Here is a 25,447-nt window from a genome sequence, read left to right on the forward strand (position 1 = left end):
GAGGGGGGAGTGGTTATCGGTAAAGGGGTGACCAAGACGCCAGCGGGTTACAAGCTATACGTAGCGGATGGGATTCTGACCGAGAAGGTGAAGGTGGCCGTCAAAACCGCGGACGACTGGTCGGACCGCGTGTTTGAGAACGGTTATCATCTACGGTCGTTGGGTGAAGTAGAGCAGTTCATCAACCGGGAGAAGCACTTACCAGGTGTGCCATCGGCTGCGGACGTGGTGAAAGAGGGCGTGGATGTGGGCAAGATGCAGGCCAAACTACTCGAGAAAGTAGAAGAACTCACACTGTACGTGATCGAGCTTAAAAAACAAAACGAACTTCTGCAAAAGCGGAGCGATAATCTGGAACAACGTCTTAATAAAGCTAATGCTAAAACCCGTAAGTAATATGAGACTTCTATTTACGATGTTAAGCTGCTGTATGACGCTGCTTGCTTTTGGACAAGCACCTCAACAGAAACTGCGTCTCCAGATAAGCTACGAAAAGCCAGGTCAATATTTGGAACAGGCTGTGGATTTTATAGAGGCAGTTAATATAATAGGAAAGTCTGCTAATGTAGAATATAAAGCGGGGAAATCTGTAACTATGTTACCAGGTTTTATAGCTCATAATGGAAGCCGGTTCGTGGCCGAGATCAAGCCAGTTTCTGGCGAAACGGGGGCAGAAACATCTCTTAAGCTTGCTGCTTCGCCCAACCCATTCCAGCACTCGACTACTATTAAATATTACCTGCCTGCTGATGGAAAAGTAAATTTGTGGATCACGGATGCCCAAGGAAAAGTTGTTGGACAATTAGTAACCAGTGAGACACAATCTGCAGGCTCTCATACAGTAGAATGGACTCCAAATACCCTAACGGATGGTGTCTATATCCCAATTATTGAAGCTAATCAAAAGAAAGCTGTTAGTCGTATTGTGAAAAATTAGTAGCAAACTGGCTGATAGAACAACAAAAAAGACCCACGCTAAATGCGGGGTCTTTTTTGTTGTTAGTTACCATTATGTCAGAAATTTAATATTTTGGCAATAAAGACAAAAGAACACGCTTATTATTGTAGCTTATTTTTCACATTGCCTATATAATCGATGCGAAATCGACCAGAGTTAGTTTTCCTAAGCCTATTCCTTTATTTACTCGCTTCCACATATTTACTGGCCCAATCAATTCGTAAACCAACTCAGTATTCTACCGAACTAGGTACTTATTTTTCTTCATCAACTGAAACGCCTTTTTGGTTGCGGGCTAATCAATACGGCATCGTACCGAACCGGTCTCCAGTGGCCACATTACGAGTAGGAATTTACGGCAGTTATGATTCTACACGGCAAAGTACGGGTCGTTGGCGTGAGTCAAAATATGATTTTAGTTATGGATTGAACCTAGTCGCCAACGCTACCGTCAATCAACTACCGTACGAGCGTAATCTATTATTACCAGAGGCCTACGTAAAAGTCCGGCGAGGAATTTTTGAAGCGTATGTCGGTCGGCAGCGTGAAAAGTTTGGCTTAGCCGATTCAACCTTATCAACCGGATCGTACGCCTGGTCGGGCAATGCTATGCCGATCCCTAAACTTCAGATTTCAATTCCAACTTTTACACCAATTGGTTTTACAAAAGGATGGGTAGCTGTGCAGGGCACGTTTGCTCATGGATATCTGGATGCAAGTGGGTACATAAACAATACCATGCTACATCAAAAATCATTGTATCTACGTTTTGGGAGGCCGCAGGATGTAGTACGTGTATATGCCGGGGGCAATCATCAGGTAGTTTGGGGCGGACGAGTAGCCGATCCTAAAAATAATCCTACTACCATTCCCACAAATGGAAAATTACCATCGGGTCTACAAAATTTTTTTTACGTTGTAACAACCCTTTACCCTCCCCTATCGGATACTGCCCAATACACTTTCTTTGACCAGACTAACCGTGTCGGTAATCACCTTGGTTCTATAGATGTAGCTTTTGAAGTAGATCTAGTTCGACATACACTCTACGTATACAGGCAAAATGTTTACGAAGACGGTTCTCTTTTCTATTTACTTAATATTGCAGACGGACTGAATGGTGTTCGAATTCGGCGAAATAATCCTAAGGCGATTGTTCGGGATATTCTCTTTGAGTTTTTAAATACAACTAGCCAAGGCGGTCCAGAATTTGTTTTTGAAGATCCGCTAAAGCGTGGTAAAGATGACTATTTTAATCATCAACAATTTCGGGATGGCTGGGCATATCGACAGCATACCATTGGAACACCATTTATTCCGCCTGCGCTTGGCCCTCAGGATCAATACCCATCGGGTATTTTTACCCTAAACAATCGGGTTTACGTATTTCATGTTGGTATAGCTGGAAGTATACCTGTGCGCTGGAACGTACTATCAGCGCCAATTTCCTATCAGGCTAAGTTATCGTTTAGTCGGAATCTCGGTACGTATAATTTTCCTTATAATTCGGCTCGGGACCAATTGTCGGCTTATGCTGGTATTGTAGCACCGCTGGATATATTGGGTGGACTTCAACTTTCCGGTAACATTGCAGTTGATTCTGGAACTCTCTATCAGAGTGGAGTGGGAGCATATATTAGTCTCTCAAAAAGTTGGGGCACACGGTAATGTAAGTAACTTTTTAGTCCACTCTTTAACCATGTGTTTTTTTTAATCATCAGTAATGGCTAATTTGCACGACTTTTGATTGGACCGTAGAATAATATTCATGCCAACTCATTAACTCGATGCCTTATTTTAGCGTATTAAGTTTGGATGATATACCCGTCCTCTGATGAGTAAAACCAATAAGTATGAGACATCGTTATTCCATACTATTTTTTCCACTTCATGTAATTGTTGACTTTTTAAGTCTTAATGCTGCTTTTGTAGGTGCCTATTGGATAAAGTTTCACACAATTGATCCAGTTATAGAACCGCCTTATGGATCACTTCTTGGCTTATTTAATTTAGTTTGGTTGATCGAAATCTTATTACTTAAGCCATATATATTCCCCCGTCAATTACTCAAAGCCGATCACCTGATTAAGAAACTACTGATTTTGATGGTTATACACATAGCTGTCATTTCTGTATATTGGGTGGTGATCAAAGCATACTACTATTCCCGGGAACACTTATTTCTTACCTATTTTTTCTTTACAGGGCTGGCCACTTCCATTCGAATTGGTGGATTGATATTCCTGCGAGAATTTCGGTCCAGAGGCTATAACAACCGACGTTATATAATTGTAGGATACGGAAAACTGGCTACGTCTATTCAGAGCTTTTATGATGCTCACCCAGAAATGGGATTTCGGTTCCATGGCTATTTTGATCAGCCTTCTGCTGAAAATCAGGGCCTGCTACAAGGGAATTATGATAATTTGTCGGCCTATATAGAGCGGGAACGAATCGATTGTGTATACTGCTGTATGCCCTATATCGATAGCAATCACTTAAGAACGATTGCAGACAATGCTGAATTCCTTGATTATCAGGTGAAATTATTGGTTGATTTTAGAGGATTCCTAGCTCGTAGTACATCGGTAGAATACCATGATTTTTTGCCAGTACTAAATCTTTCGCCTGAACTCTTTACTGATTTTCGGGTCAATATTTTCAAGCGATCGTTTGATATACTCTTCTCCGTACTAGCACTTAGTTTAGGTTTCCCGCTATTTGCTATTATTGCTGCTATTACACGAGTAACATCGCCCGGCCCGATATTCTATGCACAGGAGCGGATTGGACGATCTGGAAAACCATTCAATATTTATAAGTTCCGAAGCATGTACGTCAATGCTGAGCAATCGGGGCCAGTATTGTCGGGAGGATTACTTGATAGTCGTATTACTCCCTGGGGAAGGTTTATGCGCAAAACAAGACTCGACGAAATTCCTCAATTTTACAATGTATTGATCGGGGATATGTCTGTTGTTGGTCCTAGACCTGAACGCCAGTTTTTTATTGACCAAATTGTTGAGATTGCGCCCGAATATCGGTCTTTGTTAAAGGTAAAACCCGGTATTACCTCCATCGGCCAAATTCGTTATGGCTATGCGGCTAATATTGAGGAAATGGTACAACGGCTGCGCTACGATTTGATCTATCCAAAGCGCCGGTCTTTCTTATTTGATATGTGGATCATTGCTCAAACGCTCCGGGTTATGGCACAGGGGCGTGGCAAATGATTTCGTTTATGGCCAACATATCGTTTGGTCGTTCAGCTCTATGAGGTTTGTAATTTTATTGGCTCAGTATGTGTTTTTGAGCACTATCTGGGCTACACTAGCTTATGGTCAGCGAACGAGCCAATACCATATTGAAATCGGTAGTTTCATCTCGCCTGGGCAAACGCCTTTTTGGTTGCGGGCCAATCAATACGGAGTTGTTCCACTAACGGCTCCACTGGCACATATAGATGCTGGCCTGCGCTCCGACTACAAACCGTATGATAGTTTAGGCCATCGACCTAAAGTAGATTGGGGATACGGGGTTACAATGGTTGCAAATGCGGGTAAAACCAGTCAAATTCTCCTCCCCGAAGCATACATTAAAGGACGATTTGGCGCGTTTGAACTTTATGCAGGACGTCGGAAAGAAGTTGTGGGGTTAGTCGATACCTTATTGACAACAGGATCCTATATATGGTCTGGCAATGCCTTGCCAATGCCTAAAATTCAGTTTAGCCTTCCCACTTATACGGAAATCCCCTTTACCAAAGGGATACTTTCTATTATGGGGACTTTCTCTCATGGCTGGTTTGAAAATGCGGATCGATTGATAAAAGACTCCTATATACATCAATCATCTATTTATGGGCGATTTGGTAAACCTTCCTGGCGATTTCGGCTATATGGTGGGTTAAACCATCAGGTTATGTGGGCAGGAAAGTCGGATTATCTAGGATCGAGTGTATCCGCAGACGGTCATTTGCCATCAGCAATAAAATATTTCCCCGCGGTAGTCTTAGGTACGAGAAACCCCTTTCCAGAGGATAAAAGCATTCAAACTGCAACAAGTTTTGAAGAAAATCGCATTGGTAACCACTTAGGATCGGTAGATTTAGCCGTCGATCTTAACCTCTCGCACTGGAATCTGTTTTTATACCGTCAGTTTTTCTACGACGATGGGTCACTATTCTATGGCACCAATATTGACGACGGTTTAAATGGATTGCGGTTGCGTAATCAGCAACAGCCGGAAAGTTCGGCTTTCTTTCTGCGTCAGATTACGTTGGAATATTTATTTACAGGTAGCCAGGGAGGAGATGTATTTATTCTCGAAGATCCACAGCGACGAGGGCGTGATGACTACTTTAATCACAGTCAATATATTGATGGCTGGACTTATTTCGGACGAACTATTGGAACCCCATTTCTGACACCTTTAGCGGAAGTAAATCCGTCATTACCTATTCGTTATGGTATTGCGAATAATCGGGTTAGCGTTTTTCATGTAGGTTTGAATGCCATTTTATTTAATAAAATGAATATTACGACCCGTTTGTCCTGGAGTCGTAATGCAGGAACCTATGCTCTCCCCTATTTGACAATTCCAGGGCAATTTTCGGGATTGATAACTGCTTCTTTGCCATTAAAGCTGTTCGGTGGAACTGTTTTAAATGGGTCACTTGCCATCGATACCGGAGAACTCTTACCCAATAGTGTAGGTGGATATATCAGTTTACGGAAAACCGGCGTTTTGAGCAAAAAGCAAAATCACCCGACTACTTTATCACCTCGCTGGGGTTTTTGAGAAATGACATCAAACGAATTAGTTTATTAACCGGTAACAAAGTTTCACTCGATTTTAACGATTGAATTAGTAGTCTGTCTTAGGTAACTATTATTTTTGCTATAGTGGTAATGACTTATAGTAACGCTGAAAAAGTGTGAAAGGATGGTGTGGACGAACAAAAATTGGGGGTGGTTTAGTGGTTTAATACTAATCGGAGCTGTATTGGCTTGTGGGCAGGATACGCAGAAAAACCTAAACCGGTCAGCGCGTGACATGCGTAATTGTGCTGATGAACAATTACTCACCTCAAACCAGCAAAACGCAATTCGACAACAGATCGATGCTGATAGAAAAACGCAGCAGATTGAAGAGATTTTCCGGCAGAAAGTTCGAGGTGGCCTGAACGGAAATGTGTTGGTTGCTCAGAAAGGTATTGTTCTCTATAAAAACTGCTTTGGTTTAGGCCATTTTGAGCGAAGTCAGCGCGATACGCTGGTTGAGGATTCTAAATTCCAGTTAGCGTCGCTCTCCAAAACGTTTACAGCGGTTGGTACACTCAAACTTATCCAGGCTGGGAAGCTGAGTTTTGAAGATACCATCCAGAAATTCTACCCGGATTTCCCTTATCATGGGATAACCATTCGAAATCTGCTCTGCCACCGGAGTGGCTTGCCCAATTACCAGTATGCTTTTGACGATAGCATGAAGGTTAATTTCTATAAAAGAGAAAAGCCTTATCCGTCGAATGCAACGATTATGCACTGGTTTGCCACGGTGAAACCAACACCAAGAGCCTATAATATTCCTGGACGAACCTTCAGTTACAGCAATACCAACTATATGGTGCTGGCGTCGATCATCGAAAAAGCAACCGGGCAGAGCTACGAGTCGTTTATTCATAAAAACATTTTCGAGCCATTAGGTATGCACCAGACCTTCGTGGCAACCACAAAAAATGACTCAATAAATCACCATCGTACGGCTGGTTATCAGTGGAATCGCCGGATACCCAAAGACTATTATGATGATGTAGTCGGCGATAAAGGGATTTATTCAACTACGGGGGATTTATTTCGATGGTATAGAGCACTAAATGGCGATTGCTTATTGCCGAAAAAAATGCTGGCCGAAGCTTTTATTCCGCGAAGTTTTGAAAAGAAAGGCACTAAGAACTATGGCTATGGATTTCGGATGATGCTCAATGATACCAATCAGCCCGAATTTATCTATCATTCAGGCTGGTGGAAGGGATACAACACAATGTTTTGGTTTAGCCCTAAAGATGAATACGTCATTATTATGCTTGGAAACCGCTATAACACAACGGTATATCGGGTTAAGGAATTAATAGATGTATTAGGAACTCCCAATAATACCAACTCTGAGACCGAAACTGAAGTCGAAATATAAGTAGAGCCGACCATTAGGTCGGCTTTTTTAATGGCTCACGCTTGATTCAGGCCTTATTCCGATTGTTATTTATGCGCTCTATTCTATTCAGTATGCTTTTTGTCGCCAGTTTACCCCAAATAGCGTTATCTCAGGAAGTAATTAAGTTATGGCCCGATGATGCCATTCCAAATGCTATTGCAGGGGCGAAGATTACAGAAAAGTCAGAGACAGATGCAAACGGAATCCTGCGGATCAGTAACGTATCTGTACCGACATTAACCGCTTATTTACCAGATAAAGCTAAAATGACTGGGGCAGCCGTAATGATTTGCCCTGGTGGAGGATACGGTATTCTGGCAGCTAGTCACGAAGGGTCGGATATAGCAAAATGGTTTAATGAATTGGGCGTAGCGGCTTTCGTTCTGAAATATCGATTGCCCAATCCTGACATCATGACCAACCAACAGGAGGTGCCTTTGATGGATGCGATGCAGGGAATGACGCTCATTCGACAGAATGCAAGTCGTTATGGCATCGATCCGGCAAAAATTGGTGTAATGGGCTTTTCAGCAGGAGGCCACCTGGCTGCGACATTATCAACGCACTATCATCAAGGCCCCAAAGCCAGTGAAATAGCCAAGCCCAACTTTTCCATTCTAATGTATCCCGTGATCACGTTTGGCGAAAAGGCACATGCGGGTTCCCGCGATAAATTACTTGGAAAATTGAATACATCACCCGAAATGGTGGCTTACTATTCAAACGAGTTGCAGGTAACGAACCAGACCCCACCTGCATTTCTGGTTCATTCAGAAGATGACAAAGCCGTTCCGGTTGAAAACAGCATTAACTATTATTTAGCGTGTCTGAAAAATTCAGTTCCGGCTGAAATGCACTTATATCCAGCTGGAGGACATGGCTATGGCATGCGTACCGCAAAATTTGGCTCACTCAATACCTGGCCAGATGCCTGTAAAGCCTGGTTAATTGGGCTAGGTTTGACAAAATAGGTTTAGTTTATTTTGTGTCAGAGCCTAAAAAAAGGCATCCGGTAGACTACCCGATGCCTTTCTTAACCACACTATTAACCCTTCAGTAGATTAGCGTGAAGTTTTCTTCTTAGGAGCCGTTGCTGCTGGTGTAGCTGCGGTTTCTGCTTCTTTCTGAGTTACGACTTCTCCTTTTAAATACAAAACAGCCTGACCCGCTTCTGCGTTGCTCGTTACCGTCACTGATTTGTTAAATGGACCAGCAGCGGCTGCATTGAACGTTGCTGATACCGAACCCGTTTTGCCCGGCATGACTGGTTCACGAGTCCAGCTTGGTTTGGTGCAGCCGCAGGATGCCTGTGCATCGCTGATCACAACTGGATCAGTGCCTGTATTCTTGAACTCGAATACGTAGGTTACTGGTTTGCCTTGCTCAACTTTGCCGAAATCGTGCGTTTCTTTCGCAAATTTCAGAACTCCTTTTTGGGCGTAGCTAACTGCGACCAACACAAATAAAGCTACGAAAAGTGAAAAAATCTTTTTCATTGGACTAAACGGAATTATGATTTGGTTGTTAAGATGCTTACCATCACAACCTTAGTCGTAGCAAACACTTTGCCAAATCTTTGCAGGTTGTATTGGGTTAACAAAGAAACTCAAAAAATCGTTTTTTTGAAAGCTGACTTGTTTTGCCTTACTTTTACTTTTGCTTGGCAATCGGAATTTCCGGTGTCAGCCGCTTCATCGATAAATTGATGGTTAGACGATTTCAATCCGTAGCTCTGTTGTGATAGCAAACGAAAAACATCACTTGACTGATATTCTAACGCGCGAAAAAATCCTATCAGACTATCGACTGGCCTGCGAAAGTCGGCAAGTAAGTTTGCTTGGCCGACGCGATGTGATGGGGGGGAGAGCTAAATTCGGCATATTTGGCGATGGCAAAGAATTAGCGCAATTAGCCGCTGCCAGGGCGTTCGAACGAGGAGACTTTCGGTCGGGTTATTATCGTGATCAAACCTTTGTAGCTGCTTTAAGGGAACTAAGCTGGACTGAATTTTTTGCCCAGCTTTATGCACATACTGATTTAGAAGCGGAACCTAATACGGGCGGTCGATCCATGAATGGCCACTACGCTACTCGATGGCTCGACGAGCGGGGCCTTTGGCGTAATCAGACTGAACTCTATAATTCCGTTTGTGATATTTCGCCTACTGCCGGGCAAATCCCACGCTCAGTAGGACTCGCTTACGCTTCCAAACTATTTCGAAATAATCCTGCATTGAGCAATATGACCAATTTCTCCCATAACGGGAATGAAATTGTTTTCGCAACCATTGGTGATGCCTCAACTTCGCAGGGAATGTTTTGGGAGACCATGAATGCTGCAGGTGTATTACAGGTACCGTTGCTCATGTCTGTTTGGGATGATGGCTTTGGCATTTCAGTGCCAATTGAATATCAAACCGTTAAGTCGAGTATCTCAAAAGCATTAGCGGGTTTACAGCGGAATACAAACGAAAGCGGAATCGAAATTTTCACGGTAAAGGGCTGGGATTATCTTGGCTTGCTCGAAACGTATCAGCAAGCAGCCAATCTCTGTCGACAGGAACAGGTACCTGTTCTGGTTCACGTTCAGGAAATGACCCAACCGCAGGGCCATTCTACATCAGGTTCCCATGAACGATACAAGTCTAAAGACCGATTAGCCTGGGAAGTCGAATACGATTGTAACCGAATTTTTCGGCAGTGGATTCTGGAAAATGGCTATGCTACCAACGATGAGTTGGAAAAAATTGAAGCTGATGCCAAACAAGTAGCTAAAAAATCCCGTGCCGATGCCTGGAATGCGTTTCAAGCATCGATGAAGGGAGATTTTGAGGAAGCGATCGACTTACTTCAGCAAGCGGCCCGACATAACCCAAAATCGGCGGAACTGATGGCCATTCGGGAAGAATTACGCCGAACCGATATGGCTATTCGTCGGGATGCTGTCAGTGCGGTTAAAAAAGCATTACGTTTATTACGGACTGATACGAGTGTAGGTCGCCAGCGATTAAAAGCCTGGTTGGCGCGTACAGATAGTGAGAATACGGAGCGTTTCAATTCGCATCTGTATAGTGAATCGCCTGATTCACCAATGCTTATAAAAGGTACGCCCCCCGTTTATTCCGACGAAAGCCCGATAGTAGATGGTTACCAACTTCTCCAGCATTACTTCGATAATCTTTTTTCTCGCGATCCGCGCGTAGTCGCTATTGGGGAGGATGTTGGTAAGATTGGCGACGTAAATCAGGGATTTGCCGGATTACAGGAGAAATTTGGCGAGATACGTATTACCGATACAGGCATTCGCGAGACAACAATCATTGGGCAGGGAATCGGAATGGCGATGCGAGGTCTGAAACCCATCGTCGAGATTCAATACTTCGATTACGTCTACTATACTTTAGCAACCCTCACCGACGATCTGGCAACACTACTTTACCGCACCAAAGGAGGCCAAAAAGCGCCGGTTATTATTCGTACGCGTGGACATCGGCTGGAAGGTATCTGGCATTCCGGTTCGCCTATGGGTGCAATGTTGGGCAGTTTACGCGGCTTACATATACTGGTACCGCGCAATATGACCCAGGCTGCGGGTTTTTATAATACGCTCATCAAGGGCGATGATCCAGCATTGCTGATTGAATCCTTAAATGGGTATCGCCTAAAAGAAGTACTTCCTGATAACCTTGATGAGTTTTGCCTTCCACTAGGTGTACCTGATATCATACGAACTGGCACTGATCTAACGATTGTTACCTATGGTTCAATGTGCCGTATTGTAATGGAAGCGGCTAATCAGCTGGCTCAGATGGCAATTAATGTTGAGGTAATTGATGTCCAAACGCTACTACCGTTTGACGTGCATCACTCAATAGTTGAATCCATTAAAAAAACGAATCGAGTAATCTTTGCCGATGAAGACGTGCCCGGTAGCGCGTCGGCCTATATGATGCAGCAGGCTATCGAAGAACAAAACGCCTATCGCTATTTGGATTCCGCTCCCCGAACGCTGTCGGCCAAAGCGCATCGGCCCCCTTACGGATCTGACGGGGACTATTTCTCCAAACCTAATGTTGACGATGTGATCGAAATGGCCTACGCTGTTATGAGCGAAGCCGAGCCAGAACGATTTCCCCCTATTTAATGAATAAAAGAGCGAAAGGGTGAATGAGCGGACAGCTAACGGTAAATTATTCACTCTTTCGCTCTTTCATTCACTCTTTTAAAATGTCCTACTTCCAAGATATAAAAACGGGTATCCGAACGACGCTGAAAGGCTTGCAGCTTACGCTTCGCCATCTTCGAAGTGCTACGAAACGCCGGACATCCGAAGGTATTACGAGCGATAACTATTTTGATCTTCAAAATGGCTTAGTTACGCTTCAGTACCCGCACGAACAACTTCCTATACCCGACAATGGCCGTTATAGGCTTCGGAATGAGATTGACGACTGTATCGTTTGCGATAAATGTGCCAAAGTTTGCCCGGTCGATTGCATAACCATCGATGCCATTAAAGCCACGGAAGAAGTCGGACGGGCTTCGGATGGTTCTCCCATTCGATTGTATGCCGCTACGTTCGATATCGACATGGCGAAGTGTTGCTATTGCGGACTCTGTACGGTTGTTTGTCCCACGGAATGCCTGACAATGGACAAAAAATTTGATTACAGTGAATTTGAATTAGGCAAGCTGACTTACAATTTCTCGAATTTAACGGAAGACCAAGCCAATGAAAAGCGATCATTGTACGAACAGTTTTTGCGCGAAAAAGAAGAAGCTAAGGCTGCTCAAGTAGCTGCCAAAGCGGCTGCCGCATCATCAGAATCAAATATTCCAGCAAATACAGCACCCAAACGGCCTGTATTTCGTCCAACGGCAAAACCAACGACTCCACCGCCAGCGGAGTCCGCAAATTCGGAAGGCTCATCGATTGAACACCCGTTGACGGATGCGACTCCCACCGAAATGGAACGGATTGCGCAAGGTGGCTTGGAAGTAAAAAAACACCCTACATTCAAACCAACTCAGCGACCAGTAAAACCACCCATTGATAAACCTGGCGAAGGCGAAAAAACAGACAATACACCAATTACGGAAAAAACAGCCGTTCCAAAACCTGTTTTCCGACCGTCGATGCGTCCTGGACAGGCAACTAAACCAACCGAGCCAGAAGCTACCCCGAAAGCAGAGGTAACGCCAGAGTCGACGCCATCAGAACCCGTTGCTAAACCAGCTGGATTCCGGCCGACGATGAAACCACCCGTTAAGGAACCGAATACGTCGAATGAAACAGAAGCCCCTAAACCCAAACCGGCTTTCCGACCAACGATGAAACCAGCCGCGAAAGCGGCAGAACCAAAAGAGGACGTTCCTCCCACAGCCGAACCTGAAAAGTCGAAATCCGGTGGATTTCGACCGACGATGAAGCCCGCATCGGTTTCAGCTAAAACGGATAATAGTACGCCTGAGCCAGAGTCTAAAACTCCAGTTACTGATCCTATCCCTGAAGATCCAGAACGTAAAGAAGCGAGTTTACCAAAGCCAAAACCAGCATTCAGGCCAACGATGAAACCGGCTTCGGCGCCAGCGGAAAAGGACGAAACGGCGGAACCCGAACCAAAAGCACAGGCGGAACCGATTATTGAGAGCCCGGACAAGGAGGAAGTGGAGGCCCCAAAGCCCAAACCCGCCTTCCGACCGACAATGAAGCCCAAGCCCAAACCGGATGACGGGCAATACAGTTAATTAAACACAGCTATCGCCGTGATCCAACTTGCTTTTTACGCGTTTGCTGCCCTCAGCCTTATTGGCGCATTGGCCGTTTTATTTACCAGAAATGTGCTATATGCCGCTTTCTTCCTCCTGTTGACACTCTTAGGCGTAGCCGGCCTGTTCGTGTTAGCCAGCGCCGATTTCTTGGCCATTGCTCAGATCATGATTTATGTGGGCGGAGTCTTGGTATTGGTAATTTTTGGCGTGATGCTTACCCATAAGACAGGTTTGCCAGCGGAGGCAAATAGCCAGTACCCTAATCGTATTGCCTCCTTGAATCGTTCGAGAGGTGTTTGGGGATGGCTGATTGGCATCTTCGTGACGGGGAGTTTATTCGTCGCATTATTTACTTTGTTGATGCGGGCAAATTTTGCCTTGCTGGATCAGCCTGTTGGCTGGCAGAGTACAGTGAACACGATTGGGAAACAACTCATGACAGAATATGTGGTTCCGTTTGAAATCGCTGGAATTTTGTTGCTGGCAGCACTGGTTGGCGCCACTTATTTAGCTTCTCCACTCGCTAAATCGTTTCGAAATGCAGCCCGTTGATAGTCATTTATTTTTACTGGTTGGAGCCGCTTTGTTTAGCATTGGGCTGGCGGTTGTTATACTCAAGCGACATGCCATTGTCGTGTTGATGGGAATTGAATTGATGCTGAATGCGGTCAATATTAACTTAGTTGCCTTCAGCCAATATGATCCTGATCGTTTACAGGGGCAGATGCTAGCACTTTTTGTGATGGTTGTCGCTGCGGCAGAATCAGCTGTGGCATTAGCGATTGTATTGCAGGTATATCGCCATTTCCGAACCGCACAATTAGACGAATTAACCGAATTAAAACAATAGTCCTGGTAAGCCTACTCTACTTGAATCTATGAATACGTCAGACGGTCTATTCTCTCCCGAATTGCTCTTTGAACCGATTATTGAGGGCATTCTGACAGATGGATACGGTGTTGTTGATCAGTTCTTGTCCACTGACGAACTAACTGCGTTAGCAAATCGACTGCACAAACGTCGGGAAGCTGGGCAATTTCGGTCAGCAGGGATTGGTAACCAGCAGATCGTTGTTGAGAATACAATTCGAGGTGATGAGATTTTATGGTTAGACGAAGCGTCTGCGATAGCCGATGAGGTTGCTTTTCTGCGCCGAATTGGTGAGTTCGTTCAGTACATAAACCAGACCTGTTATTTAGGTTTACGTGAATACGAATTTCATTATGCACTTTATCCAGTTGGCACTTTCTACAAACGGCACCTGGACCAATTCCGCAGCGATTCGCGTCGGAAACTTTCAGTCATTTGCTACCTCAATACGGATTGGCAGGAAACTGACGGCGGACAATTAGCAATTTATCTTCCTGATGCGGATAATAAAACTGAAAAGCAAGTTCTGGTTAACCCACTAGGAGGACGATTAGTATGTTTTGAAAGTGGTCGATTAGAGCATGAAGTATTGCCCGCTACCCGTGAACGTTTGAGTATAACAGGCTGGCTAAAAACGGGCTAGTCACCCATTAACTGGGTATCATTAAAGAAAGATTAATTGATTTTAGCTCCGTCGGGTATAGATGTCCTGAGAAGGTTTGCATCCCCAGTGGATAATCGGGATATTTGCGGCCAATTCTGACCGACTACGGATGCCCGTCGATATTTCCCACCTACTTATCCCCATCACTGCTACCTTGTTGGGATTACCCTTTGTGGGTTTTCTGGCAATGACAGGCGTCAGCCGGAAAGGAGCATCGGCGTGGGCTATTGGGCTAACGGGCCTGGGACTGATTTTGTCAGTCATCCTGGCTTTATCCTTACCTGAACAGCCCGTGGCCTTTCAGGCCGTGTGGGCTAGGTTGGCAAACCACTTCTTTGCATTCAGTCTGCGGGTCGATAATCTGGCGGCACTTATGTTGGTCATTGTGCATTTTGTAGCCTTACTTGTCCAGATTTATTCGGTTTCGTATCTCCACGATGAGCCAAAACTACGCCGTTATTTCGCTTATCTGGAATTGTTTGTAGGGTCTATGTTAGGCATTGTCCTGGCAGGAAATCTACTGGTAATGTATGCTTTTTGGGAACTGGTTGGCTTGGCCTCTTATCTGCTAATCGGTTTTTACACCGAACGACCAGCCGCATCAAAGGCCGCGAAAAAAGCATTTTTGATGAATAGAGTGGGCGATATTGGTTTCCTAATTGGTATTTTCCTGACGTATTATTATTTCGGTACCCTGGATTTCTCTACGCTAGCAGCAAACAACGCGGGGGTTATTGCCCCAACTGCTTTGGGTCTTTGCCTGTTTATGGGTTGCGTGGGCAAGTCGGCTCAGTTTCCACTACTGAGCTGGTTACCCGATGCGATGGAAGGGCCTACGCCGGTTTCGGCTTTGCTGCATGCGGCTACGATGGTGGCAGCTGGCATTTTTCTATTGGCACGAATTCATCCTTTATTATCGCCCGATGCGCTGATTGTAGTTGCCTTAGTTGGAACGATTACGACGGTTTGGGGTGGCTATTCGGCTCTCTTTCAAACGGACATTAAGAAAGTGCTGGCTTTTTCAACCGTTTCTCAACTGGGCTTGATGGTAGCTGCCATGGGAACTGGCAATGTGAGTGGGGCCATGTTCCATTTGCTGACACATGCTTTTTTCAAAGCAGGCTTGTTCTTAAGCGCAGGAGCCATTATTCACGCGGTTCATACGCAGAATATGCACCAAATGGGCGGCCTACGAAAAGCATTACCAGTCACTTTCTGGGGCTACACCATTTGTGCGGCTTCGTTGGCAGGTGTGCCGGTTCTGTCGGGTTTTTTGTCGAAGGAAGTGATACTAGGTAACGCATTCGGGTGGGCCGAAGTCCAGTTAAGCCCACTCGCCTATATGGTCCCGATCTTATTACTGCTATCATCAGGACTTACGGCGCTGTATATGGCTCGGCAGTGGCGGCTTATTTTTTTTGGCGTGTATCGGAATATTGATATTCCACTAACACAGGCGCACGAACCTGATTGGCTCATGCGGGCCCCTGTTGCTTTGTTGGCCATTTTATCAGTCGGTATATGGTTTTCGCTCAATCCGATTTCAGCGCATGAAAGCTGGTTTTTTAGGCTATTACCGATGAATGCAGAAGTTTTGTGGTGGTGGCTGGCTCCCGTTTCTGTAGGACTGGTTGCTCTTGGTGGCTGGATTGGCTTTCGAATGGCTGAACCGCATCCGAACTTAGCCATTGTGCGACTTTCGCAGGAGTACGGTTTTCTCGATAGTATATACCAGTATTTCGCGATCAATCCAACCCTTAAATTCGCCAATTTTCTCAACCGGGCAGATCAGCGTTTTGTGGATGGATTTGTCAATGGCGTGGGAGTTTCTACGGTTGTTCTGGCTCAGCTAGTACGAATACTAGACCGCCTGGGTATTGATGGAATTGTTAATGGAGTGGCTTGGGTAGCAAGTCAGTTAGGTCAAGTAACACGCTCAATTCAGACCGGCCGAGTACAATCTTATATTACAGTAGCCGTGGTTGGTTTGCTGGTCGTACTTTGGTGGTTGCTTTAATCTTATGATTCTTTCGTTACTTATTTTTCTTCCTATACTTGGCTCAATGGTAATAGCCTTACTACCAGATAGCCAGGTGATTCAATTTCGCTGGATTGCCTTTATGATTACCTTGGCCGAGGTAATGTTATCAATAGTAGCCTACCTGACTTTCGATAAAAGCGTTGCGGGGTATCAATTACTCGAACAGGCCGACTGGATTACTCTTTCGTTAGGGAATTTGGGAATTGCATCCATAGATTACCTGGTGGGTGTCGATGGCATTAGCTTACCATTGGTAATACTATCGGCCATAGTTATGTTCGTTGGGGTAGTCTCATCCTGGAACATGACACACCGGCTTAGAGCCTATTATTCCCTCTATCTCTTGCTGACGGGAACGATCATGGGCTGCTTCGTTGCCCTCGATTTCTTTCTCTTTTTCCTGTTTTTCGAGTTCATGTTATTACCGATGTACTTCCTGATTGGTTTATGGGGTGGACCCCGTCGGGAGTATGCGTCGATCAAATTTTTCCTCTATACCTTACTTGGATCATTATTGATTTTGCTGGTGATGATTGGTCTGTATCTGTCCGTAATGGATCCCGTCAGTACGGCAATTATGGCAGGCCTTATTGCTGATCCTTCGGGCATTACCGATGAAGTCATCCGAACCGTTCAGTCCGCCCTGCAAAATGGACAACTCGATTCGAGCCAAATTGTGCATACGTTCGATATGCGCTATCTGACAGACGGAAACAATTATTTGCCCACTGCTTTCCTGAATCCATCTACCGAACCTGTCCTTTGGGGGCTTCCTGCGCGTTCATTAGCATTCTGGGTTGTCTTTACCGGGTTTGCCATCAAACTACCGATTGTACCTGTACATACGTGGTTACCCGATGCGCACGTAGAAGCGCCGACGCCAGTATCGGTTGTACTGGCTGGTATTTTACTGAAGATCGGCGGTTACGGTTTTTTACGGGTAGCCTGGAATTTCTTCCCGGATGGCGCAGTCCACTACGCTCAACTATTGGCTGTTCTAGGCGTATTATCCATCGTATATGGCGGATTAAACGCACTGGCGCAGAGCGATCTCAAAAAAATGATTGCCTACTCGTCGGTATCCCACATGGGTTTTGTATTAGTAGGTATAGCTTCGCTTACGGCTGAAGGCATTAATGGGGCCATCTATCAAATGGTTAGCCATGGGGTTTTGTCTGCGATGTTATTCTTGATCGTTGGGGTACTTTATGACCGCACGCACGACCGACGGATTGAGTCGTATCGGGGATTGATGCAACCAATGCCACGCTATACACTTGTAACGGCTATTGCGTTTTTTGCGTCGCTGGGTTTGCCGGGTTTTTCAGGCTTTGTAGGTGAGTTATTTACGCTCATGGGGAGCTTTCAATCAAAATGGCTACCCGGCTGGCTTACCGCCGTTGCCACTACGGGTATTTTGCTGGCGGCTGCCTATTTCCTCTGGACACTGCAACGGATGTTTTTTGGCCCGTATTGGACTCGTCATGAAAACGCATCCGATCTTACTGATCTGACCACTCGTGAAAAACTCCTGCTGATTCCGCTGGGCATCATGACGTTACTGCTGGGTCTATTCCCAAACCTTCTCTTTGCTATCAGCAATACAACCGTTGCGGAATGGTTAACTAAATTTACGGGAGAATAGCGTTAAAGCGTCTATTGGTAACCTCCACCGTTATACGATCAGCTAAGAGCCCTTTGCACGATTGCCGTATAAATTTTGTTAGTTTTACAAACTACCATTGATAAGCACATTCTTTGAATAGCTGAAAGCTTCAGGAAATCATGGATTGCAAATTCATCGAAAAAGCAACCGGGGCTATGGCCGACAAATCACGGCTCTCGATCCTCATAGAGTTAACGAAAAAAGAAACCCTCACCAACACCGAGGTGATTGAATTGGTCGGCTTATCACAACCTTGTGTCTCTCACCATATTAAGCTTCTGACAGAGAGCGGTTTAGTGACAACCTCAAAAGAAGGGCGTAATGTACACCTGAGCATAAACAAAGAAGCTATCCGACAATTAACGTCCTTCCTGGATGGATTGGCTTGAAAATTTCCCAAATCCATCCAAACTTTTAAATATATGGATTCGTTGTGATGAGAAATGTAACGCTGGCCTGCGCTTTGTTTATCACCTTAACGAATTTATATAATGGCACAGAAACTATTTTCGGAAGCGACTCTCGGTGCGCTTACGTTAGCCAACCACATTGTAATGGCACCAATGACCCGCAGTCGTGCGCTGGGTAACATACCGAACGACATGATGGCTGAGTATTATGCGCAACGAGCAACAGCCGGATTGATTATTACAGAAGGAACATCGCCATCGCCCAATGGGTTGGGTTATGCCCGAATTCCTGGTATTTACAGTGCTGAACAAATTGAAGGTTGGCAGAAAGTTACTTCAGCTATACATGAAAAAGGAAGTAAGGTTTTTGTTCAACTCATGCATACGGGCCGTATTGCTCATAGTGCGAATTTGCCCACCGGAGCTGAAATTGTGGCCCCGTCATCTGTAGCTGCGGCTGGTAATATCTGGACGGATTCAGATGGAATGCAGGATCACGTTGCTCCCCGGGAAATGACCAAAACCGACATTGAAACTTCCATTCAGGAATTTGTTCAGGCGGCTAAAAATGCCATTGCAGCCGGTTTCGATGGGATCGAACTGCACGGTGCCAATGGCTACCTGATTGAACAATTCCTGAGTGCCCGTAGTAATCAGCGTACGGATGAATACGGCGGACCGGTTGAAAATCGAGCCCGTTTCGTACTCGAAATAGTCACTGGCGCGATTGCGGCTATTGGAGCCGATAAAATCGGAATCCGTCTATCGCCTTTTGGTGTAGCAGGGGATTTGGCTCCGCATGCCGAGGATACGCACGATCTGTATGTTTACCTGACCAGCCAGCTTAATCAACTTGGAATTGCTTACCTGCACCTGGTCGATCACTCTGGACTAGGTGCTCCTCCTGTTCCAGCCGCTACTGTTGAGGCTGTCCGCGAACATTTCAAAGGCACGTTGATTTTATGTGGTAGCTACAACCCAGAACGGGCGGAGGCTGATCTGGTTAGTGGCAAAGCCAATCTGATTGCTTTTGGACGCCCCTTCATTGCCAACCCTGACCTTGTCGAACGGTTCGAAACAGGCGCTGAATTAGCCCAACTTGATCCAGCTTTGCTCTACGCTCCCGGTCCCAAAGGTTTTGAACAGGGTTATATCGATTATCCTGCATTAACCGAAGTACAGGTATAGACATTCTGTTTTTTATCATTCCTATCGACTACGCATCCCGATAGGAATGATAAAAATTAGCTGGTATCAGATCATACCGCGTGCTTTCAGTTCCAGATATTTATTCACCGTATTAGCGGTTAGATTTTGAGGAGCTGTCAGAATAGTCTGGATTCCATATTGTCCTAATTCTTTCACGATTTGCTTTTTTTCGTAAGCGAATTTTTCGCCAATGGTTTTCTGATAAATATCCTCAGTATCTGTCGCTGTTTGGTGTAGCAGGCTGGTCAATTCTGTATTCTCGAAGAAAATAATCAGTAATAGATGATCTTTAGCTAGACGGCGTAGATAAGGTAATTGGCGCTGCATACCACTGACCGTTTCGAAATTGGTGAATAGCAGCAGTAAACTCCGCTGTCGAATATGCGTCCGGACGCTGGCATACAGATTCTCATAATCCGTTTCCAAAAAGCGCGTTTTCTGCCGGTAGAGCAATTCCAGAATTTTCAACATTTGCCCTGTACGACGATCAGCGGGAAGCAGTTGGCCAATGTGATCTGAAAACGTCAGGATGCCTGCGCGGTCTTGTTTCATCAGCGCAATATTGCTCAAAACCAGACTAGCATTAATGGCATAATCAAGCAACGTAAGTCCTTCAAACGGCGATTGCATAACACGCCCTTTATCAATCAGGCAATACACAGGTTGCGAACGTTCATCCTGAAAGGAATTGATCATCAGCGTTGTTCCCTGCGGGTCGCTCCGACGAGATGTGGCTTTCCAGTTGATTGTTCGAACATCGTCGCCGGTTGTATACGGACGAACCTGCTCGAATTCCATACTATGCCCGATACGACGAATGCGCTTGACACCAATCTCATTCAGTCGATTCGTAGCGGCCAGAAGTTCGTATTGACGCATCTGCAGGAACGACGGGTAAACAGCCACCATTTTACCTTGCTCAAATTGGAATCGCCGTTTCAGCAAACCCATCGGTGATTTCACAAACACATTCACGGCCCCGAAGCTGTATTCGCCCCGGCGTGTCGGACGAAGTTCATACCGAATAGCCTGGGTTTCACGCGGTTTTAGCTGGGCTTGAAAAAGTACATTACGTCGCTGAAACTGAAACGGAATTTCATCTATTACTTCCACATCAGTTCGAAATGAATAGCGGTTTTCGAGGTAAATGGTTAGTGGGTTATCGTCGCCATTCGATAGTCGTTCAGGTAATTCGCGTCGGGCAAAAAAAGCATTTTTTGGTCGGAACAGAGCCCAACCATCCAGAATGATCAGGACTATAAAAACTGCCAATATGACCTGCATCAAGGGGAACAAGATTGGAAATGCATAAGCCCCAACAAACAGCAGCACAATTGCTATTAAGCTGAACCAAAGGCGATTGGCAATGAATAAAGCGCGGATAGAGGTCAACGATTTACGTTTTTTAAATTAGTGAGAGCCTCGTCAATTTCAGACTCGTACATCGGATTGAAATCATCTTCCTGGTAATTGCCTTTTCGCTCAGCACGCAGAGCTTTGCAAAAAAAGGAGGCATCCTGAAACGCCGTCTGTGCTTCTTCCATTCGATTGAGCTGCACTAAAGCACGTCCACGATGATAGTAAGCAAGTGCGCTACGCGAATAATTTTTAAGGGCTTTGTCCAGATCGGCCAGAGCTTTTTCTGGCTGTTTGGTAGCTATATAACTGACAGCACGACTTATAAAGTGTTTATAATTGACCCATTCTGTTCCGTGTTTATTGATCAGCGAATCAATGGCTTTCGAGAACTGCTCAAGAGCCTTTTCATGATTGCCCAAACCTCGATAGGCCAGTCCACGCATATAACTAACAGGATTATAGCCAATTATATCGTCGAATTTTGGGGTAAGGGCATCGTATGCATCAAAATGAGTGATGGCACGAGAATAATCGTGAAGGTGATTGAGATAGATTTCACCAACCATTCCATGCTCTTTTGGGTAAAGCGTAGCCGTTTTTTCCATCCATAAAACAGCCGATTCATAATCATTCTCCCACACAAAATTTAGGTAACGGGAGCGAAAATTAGGCGCATTCGTCGACATCGTATCGAAACGAGATTTTTCACGCTTTTCTGCAAAAAAGAATTGCTTTCGCACTGATCTATTCGTAGCCAGCATTGATGACGTAGCATTCAGAAAACGCTCTCCATCTTGAGCCAGGCTTGCCACTGGCAGCAAAATCCACAAAATGATCAATCGTTTCATGGCAGTATTTCCGTTATGCGACCATCTTTAAACCGAAATGTAATAGAAACGAAAAGATCGTGACGCCAATCGCTACGATCCGTTTGGCGCAGTGATGGATCTGTGGCAACCTGTTCACGGCAAATCGACATTAGCTGACTGGTGATTCGAGCATCAAATGTTTTTGCACAATAATCTTCTCCAAAAGCCCTCAGGTCAAATAATCCTTTTTCTCCTTCACAATTCACCACAAACTGAATACGCACCAAACCCGTTGCTCCTGGCAAGTGAATCGGTTGATACTGTTTTGCAAAGAGTTGAATCAAATCGTACCGTTCTTGCCCATACGATAGCGGATTACCATACCACATCTGCCGAAAACAGTTGTCGCACGTCTGAAAACCACTTGGCCGACACGAATCCCCCGGAGTTAATTTTCTGACGAATCGGAAATTTTCCGTAGCCACCGCTCGGCCCGCCCAACCAACTGCCTTTAGGCCACTAGCGGATAGACTGCTCAATTGCCAGAGCGGTTTATAGCCACTATTCCGATTAAATTGATTGCCACGAATAACTAGAAAAACAGATTTTCCAAACTTGGTCAATTGCCAGAAATGAGCCGTTCGTTGACCCGTTGTACGATTTTCTAACGCTACTTTTCCATTACCGTAGAGATAGATTGTCAGGCTATCGGTTTGCCAAACGCGACCCCTGAGTTGCTGATAAGCTTTTGCCGAATCAATCGGCATATCCGCAAACCGGCGAAAAACCATCGGATAGTTTGTTCCGATTCTGAGCAAATCTTGCTGTAACGTAACCAGCCTGGGAGCAAAATGAATGGTATCCAACCGCATCGCGTCTCCGTGGATCGCCCAGGTAGAGATTTTCTCCGTTGCCGATCCATCGACCAATCCTAAATGATACGTACTATCGGCATCTAACTGAATGTATGTTGGTAAGGGACAAACGAAGTCAAGATCCCATTCTGAATGTACCCCGATCCAGGTGCCGATCAATTGATCGCGCGTTGGTACCTGAGCTAGTGTAAATGAGAAAAAGCTAAGAAGGCCATATACACAGCTGATGAATCTGGCAGTCCGGCCAAAGCGAATATGACCTAAGCGAAATCGCCAGTCAACGTATTCCTCTTTACTCCTTACTGATCCTCCCCTATCCATTTCTTATCTCGGCACTTCAATCTTTTGAACCAATTGAGCGATCACTTCATCGGCAGTTCCGCCTTCCATTTCGCGTTCGGGAGTTAATAAAATACGGTGACGTAAGACGGGGGCCGCTAATTCCCGGACATCTTCAGGCGTGATAAAATCGCGACCGCGAAGCGTTGCCAGGGCTTTTGCACTATTCAGTAAGGCAACCGATGCTCGGGGCGATGCGCCAAGATATAGCGATTTATTAGCCCGAGTCGACTGCACAATCTGAGCGATGTAATCGAAGAGTTTATCCTCTACATGCACATTATGTACTTGCCCGCGAAGAGCTGATAGCTCTTCGCGGGCAAGTACAGCGCTAACAGCTTCGAGCGCATCATTCAGGTTTCGGCGCTCGTGATGACCACGAAGAATATTCACCTCTTCAGTAACGGCCGGATACCCAACAACGATCTTAAAAAGGAACCGGTCTAATTGAGCTTCAGGCAACCGATACGTCCCTTCCTGCTCAATAGGGTTTTGCGTGGCCAGCACCATAAAGGGCTCAGCCAGCGTGTAAGTTATCCCATCATTCGTAACTTGCCGCTCTTCCATGACCTCAAACAAAGCAGCCTGTGTTTTAGCAGGAGCCCGGTTAATCTCATCGATCAGTACCAGATTAGAGAAAATAGGCCCTTGGCGAAACATAAAATCGCCCGCTTTTGGCATAAAAACCGACGTGCCTAATACATCGGATGGCATTAAATCAGGTGTAAATTGAATGCGACTAAAGCCTACTGACATGGTTTTCGCCAATAGTTTAGCCGTCAGTGTTTTGGCAACTCCCGGTACGCCCTCAATAAGCACATGGCCATCGGCAAGCAGAGCTGTCAGTAATAAATCGACCGTTTGGTGTTGGCCAACGATCACCTTACCGACTTCGGCCCGAATGGCATCGACAGCCGCTTTCAGTGGAGTAAGGTCTAAACGCGTTTCAAAATTTTCCATATATGTTTCTGAACCGGGATTTAGCTGATTGATGGAGTAAACGGATTTTGCTTGATAGTGCTTCTTCGAAGCGAAAAACAAAAGCTGTTTACTCCATCAATCAGCTAAATCCCGGTTCGGAGATTTGTTTAAATTTTTCCATTGCCCGATTCAGCGTTAGCAAATCATATTCCGACAGGGAAATACTCTTTTGCGCATTACGCAGAAGGAGTACCAACTCCGATGTTTCGACAAGCGGCACACCACTTTTTCGGGCTAAGGTATCGGTAAATTCTTTGTCTAAAACCGTTGTATTTAAGCCATATCGTTCGCGAAGATCGGCCAGGAAATACTGAATTTTCTTGCGCGCCAGATTATCATGATCACCCTGCTGAAAATACATTCGCCCAACCGTCTCGACAAAGTCCAGCGACGTATTTTTTGGAGGTTCAACAACAGGGATAATTCGCTGGGTACGTTTTCCGGCAAATATGGCATAAAAAAGCAGGCCAAAGACAACCAGATAATACGCCCAGTTCAACGCGGGTTGCGAACGAATGTACCGGAAAATCGACTGTTGATCTTCATCAAATCGCCCTTGTTTCTGGTACTCATCCCAATAGGTAAATTGAGCGGGTAAATACGAGAGGGCTTTGAATGCGTAGTCCGAGGTTTTGGTATCCAACACGTAATAATTGGTAAGTGCAAGGGGCAAATTCTGGATAAAAAAAGTACCCTTCCCATATTGAATCCGAACAAATACAGGTTCTTTTCGAGCATTCCGACCGAGTACGGTTATTTGTTTCGGTTGCTTAATATCCAGGAAATTCCGGCCATCGTCGTGGAAGAAATTGTAGCCAGCCGCTTTTTTCAGTTGCGGATTGGTGAAATTCTGGATTAAGGTTGTATCAGCCTGATCCGACTCTTTTACATCAGCCTTGAAGCCTAATTCCTTTCCAAACGATTCTGGAATATCGTAGGCCGAAATGAACACCGTATTCCCACGTTTGACGTAGTCGAAAAGTCGTTTTTGCTCAATGCTATCTGCATGGAATTCCCGACAGATGAATACGTAATTGCTGGGCGACGTTAATTTCGTTTCGCTCAGAAAATTATAAATCGGTAGCCGTATCGTTTTGATTTCCGATTGATTCATTACCTCGGGCCATAACTCAAACAAGGCCTTCGTGCCAAACGGTATTTTATCGTCGTTCTGATACGTTGCAGTCCAGTCAATCGGCTTTGGCCGATAATACTCGACGAGCATGTAAGCCGTAACGGTAGCGAGCAGAATCAGTAAGTATTTGTTCGGTTTTCGCAAAG

The 25,447-nt window shown here is 45.2% G+C and carries 22 protein-coding genes; 16 read left to right on the plus strand and 6 right to left on the minus strand.

Annotated elements, in window-relative coordinates:
* Positions 1 to 27: 27 nt before the first annotated feature.
* The 7 genes from ACYVE4_RS20760 (at position 28) to ACYVE4_RS20790 (ending at position 8,142) form a co-directional block, all read left to right on the plus strand.
* On the plus strand, positions 28 to 396 hold the full coding sequence (locus tag ACYVE4_RS20760; protein ID WP_461042146.1) for a hypothetical protein: 369 nt from the start codon (positions 28 to 30) through the stop codon (positions 394 to 396).
* 1 nt (position 397) lies between these two features.
* The gene (locus tag ACYVE4_RS20765; RefSeq protein WP_461042148.1) at positions 398 to 937 is read left to right on the plus strand and encodes a T9SS type A sorting domain-containing protein; all 540 of its coding nucleotides are present in this window, start codon (positions 398 to 400) and stop codon (positions 935 to 937) included.
* Between the two features lie 159 nt (positions 938 to 1,096).
* Entirely contained in the window at positions 1,097 to 2,626 is a 1,530-nt protein-coding gene (locus ACYVE4_RS20770; protein WP_461042149.1) for a capsule assembly Wzi family protein, read from the plus strand.
* Between the two features lie 185 nt (positions 2,627 to 2,811).
* Positions 2,812 to 4,191: a sugar transferase gene (locus ACYVE4_RS20775; protein WP_461042150.1), complete on the plus strand. Its 1,380-nt coding sequence runs from the start codon at positions 2,812 to 2,814 to the stop codon at positions 4,189 to 4,191.
* Positions 4,192 to 4,231: 40 nt separating this feature from the next.
* A complete protein-coding gene (locus ACYVE4_RS20780; RefSeq protein ID WP_461042151.1) occupies positions 4,232 to 5,758 on the plus strand; it encodes a capsule assembly Wzi family protein in 1,527 nt (508 codons plus the stop codon).
* A 255-nt stretch (positions 5,759 to 6,013) separates the two neighbouring features.
* A complete protein-coding gene (locus ACYVE4_RS20785) occupies positions 6,014 to 7,150 on the plus strand; it encodes a serine hydrolase domain-containing protein (protein WP_461042152.1) in 1,137 nt (378 codons plus the stop codon).
* Positions 7,151 to 7,221: 71 nt separating this feature from the next.
* Positions 7,222 to 8,142 (plus strand): alpha/beta hydrolase, encoded by a 921-nt coding sequence (locus ACYVE4_RS20790; RefSeq protein WP_461042153.1) that lies wholly within the window; start codon positions 7,222 to 7,224, stop codon positions 8,140 to 8,142.
* A gap of 90 nt (positions 8,143 to 8,232) precedes the next feature.
* Here the strand turns inward: ACYVE4_RS20790 and ACYVE4_RS20795 are convergent, their stop codons facing one another.
* The gene (locus ACYVE4_RS20795; protein ID WP_461042154.1) at positions 8,233 to 8,667 is read right to left on the minus strand and encodes a DUF1573 domain-containing protein; all 435 of its coding nucleotides are present in this window, start codon (positions 8,665 to 8,667) and stop codon (positions 8,233 to 8,235) included.
* A 241-nt stretch (positions 8,668 to 8,908) separates the two neighbouring features.
* On the opposite strand from ACYVE4_RS20795, the gene ACYVE4_RS20800 reads away from it, so the two are divergent.
* The 9 genes from ACYVE4_RS20800 (at position 8,909) to ACYVE4_RS20840 (ending at position 19,782) form a co-directional block, all read left to right on the plus strand.
* Positions 8,909 to 11,314 (plus strand): thiamine pyrophosphate-dependent enzyme, encoded by a 2,406-nt coding sequence (locus tag ACYVE4_RS20800; protein WP_461042155.1) that lies wholly within the window; start codon positions 8,909 to 8,911, stop codon positions 11,312 to 11,314.
* 83 nt (positions 11,315 to 11,397) lie between these two features.
* Positions 11,398 to 12,918, plus strand: a complete 1,521-nt coding sequence (locus tag ACYVE4_RS20805; RefSeq protein WP_461042156.1) for a 4Fe-4S dicluster domain-containing protein — start codon at positions 11,398 to 11,400, stop codon at positions 12,916 to 12,918.
* Positions 12,919 to 12,936: 18 nt separating this feature from the next.
* Complete coding sequence (locus ACYVE4_RS20810; protein WP_461042157.1) at positions 12,937 to 13,494, plus strand: NADH-quinone oxidoreductase subunit J family protein; 558 nt, start codon at positions 12,937 to 12,939, stop codon at positions 13,492 to 13,494.
* Positions 13,481 to 13,792, plus strand: coding sequence for an NADH-quinone oxidoreductase subunit NuoK (gene nuoK, locus ACYVE4_RS20815; protein ID WP_461042158.1), 312 nt, complete (start codon positions 13,481 to 13,483; stop codon positions 13,790 to 13,792). Before ACYVE4_RS20810 ends, nuoK begins: the two co-directional genes overlap by 14 nt.
* A 28-nt stretch (positions 13,793 to 13,820) precedes the next feature.
* Positions 13,821 to 14,456 carry a 2OG-Fe(II) oxygenase gene (locus ACYVE4_RS20820; RefSeq protein ID WP_461042159.1) on the plus strand — a complete coding sequence of 212 codons (636 nt, stop codon included), beginning with the start codon at positions 13,821 to 13,823 and terminating at the stop codon, positions 14,454 to 14,456.
* A gap of 130 nt (positions 14,457 to 14,586) precedes the next feature.
* Complete coding sequence (locus ACYVE4_RS20825) at positions 14,587 to 16,494, plus strand: NADH-quinone oxidoreductase subunit 5 family protein (RefSeq protein ID WP_461042160.1); 1,908 nt, start codon at positions 14,587 to 14,589, stop codon at positions 16,492 to 16,494.
* 4 nt (positions 16,495 to 16,498) lie between these two features.
* A complete protein-coding gene (locus tag ACYVE4_RS20830; protein WP_461042161.1) occupies positions 16,499 to 18,163 on the plus strand; it encodes a complex I subunit 4 family protein in 1,665 nt (554 codons plus the stop codon).
* Positions 18,164 to 18,303: 140 nt separating this feature from the next.
* On the plus strand, positions 18,304 to 18,573 hold the full coding sequence (locus tag ACYVE4_RS20835) for an ArsR/SmtB family transcription factor (protein WP_461042162.1): 270 nt from the start codon (positions 18,304 to 18,306) through the stop codon (positions 18,571 to 18,573).
* 102 nt (positions 18,574 to 18,675) lie between these two features.
* On the plus strand, positions 18,676 to 19,782 hold the full coding sequence (locus ACYVE4_RS20840) for an alkene reductase (RefSeq protein WP_461042163.1): 1,107 nt from the start codon (positions 18,676 to 18,678) through the stop codon (positions 19,780 to 19,782).
* Positions 19,783 to 19,848: 66 nt separating this feature from the next.
* Here ACYVE4_RS20840 and ACYVE4_RS20845 read toward each other — a convergent pair whose 3' ends face one another.
* From ACYVE4_RS20845 to ACYVE4_RS20865, 5 genes are all read right to left on the minus strand, one after another.
* A complete protein-coding gene (locus tag ACYVE4_RS20845; protein ID WP_461042164.1) occupies positions 19,849 to 21,195 on the minus strand; it encodes a DUF58 domain-containing protein in 1,347 nt (448 codons plus the stop codon).
* Entirely contained in the window at positions 21,192 to 22,010 is an 819-nt protein-coding gene (locus tag ACYVE4_RS20850) for a tetratricopeptide repeat protein (protein WP_461042165.1), read from the minus strand. The genes ACYVE4_RS20845 and ACYVE4_RS20850 overlap by 4 nt, the downstream gene beginning before the upstream one ends.
* Complete coding sequence (locus ACYVE4_RS20855) at positions 22,007 to 23,167, minus strand: hypothetical protein (RefSeq protein ID WP_461042166.1); 1,161 nt, start codon at positions 23,165 to 23,167, stop codon at positions 22,007 to 22,009. Before ACYVE4_RS20855 ends, ACYVE4_RS20850 begins: the two co-directional genes overlap by 4 nt.
* Before the next feature lie 3 nt (positions 23,168 to 23,170).
* Positions 23,171 to 24,145, minus strand: a complete 975-nt coding sequence (locus ACYVE4_RS20860) for an AAA family ATPase (RefSeq protein WP_461042167.1) — start codon at positions 24,143 to 24,145, stop codon at positions 23,171 to 23,173.
* Between the two features lie 100 nt (positions 24,146 to 24,245).
* Positions 24,246 to 25,445, minus strand: a complete 1,200-nt coding sequence (locus tag ACYVE4_RS20865; protein WP_461042168.1) for a DUF4350 domain-containing protein — start codon at positions 25,443 to 25,445, stop codon at positions 24,246 to 24,248.
* Positions 25,446 to 25,447 lie beyond the last annotated feature (2 nt).

This window comes from Spirosoma harenae (assembly GCF_054776975.1).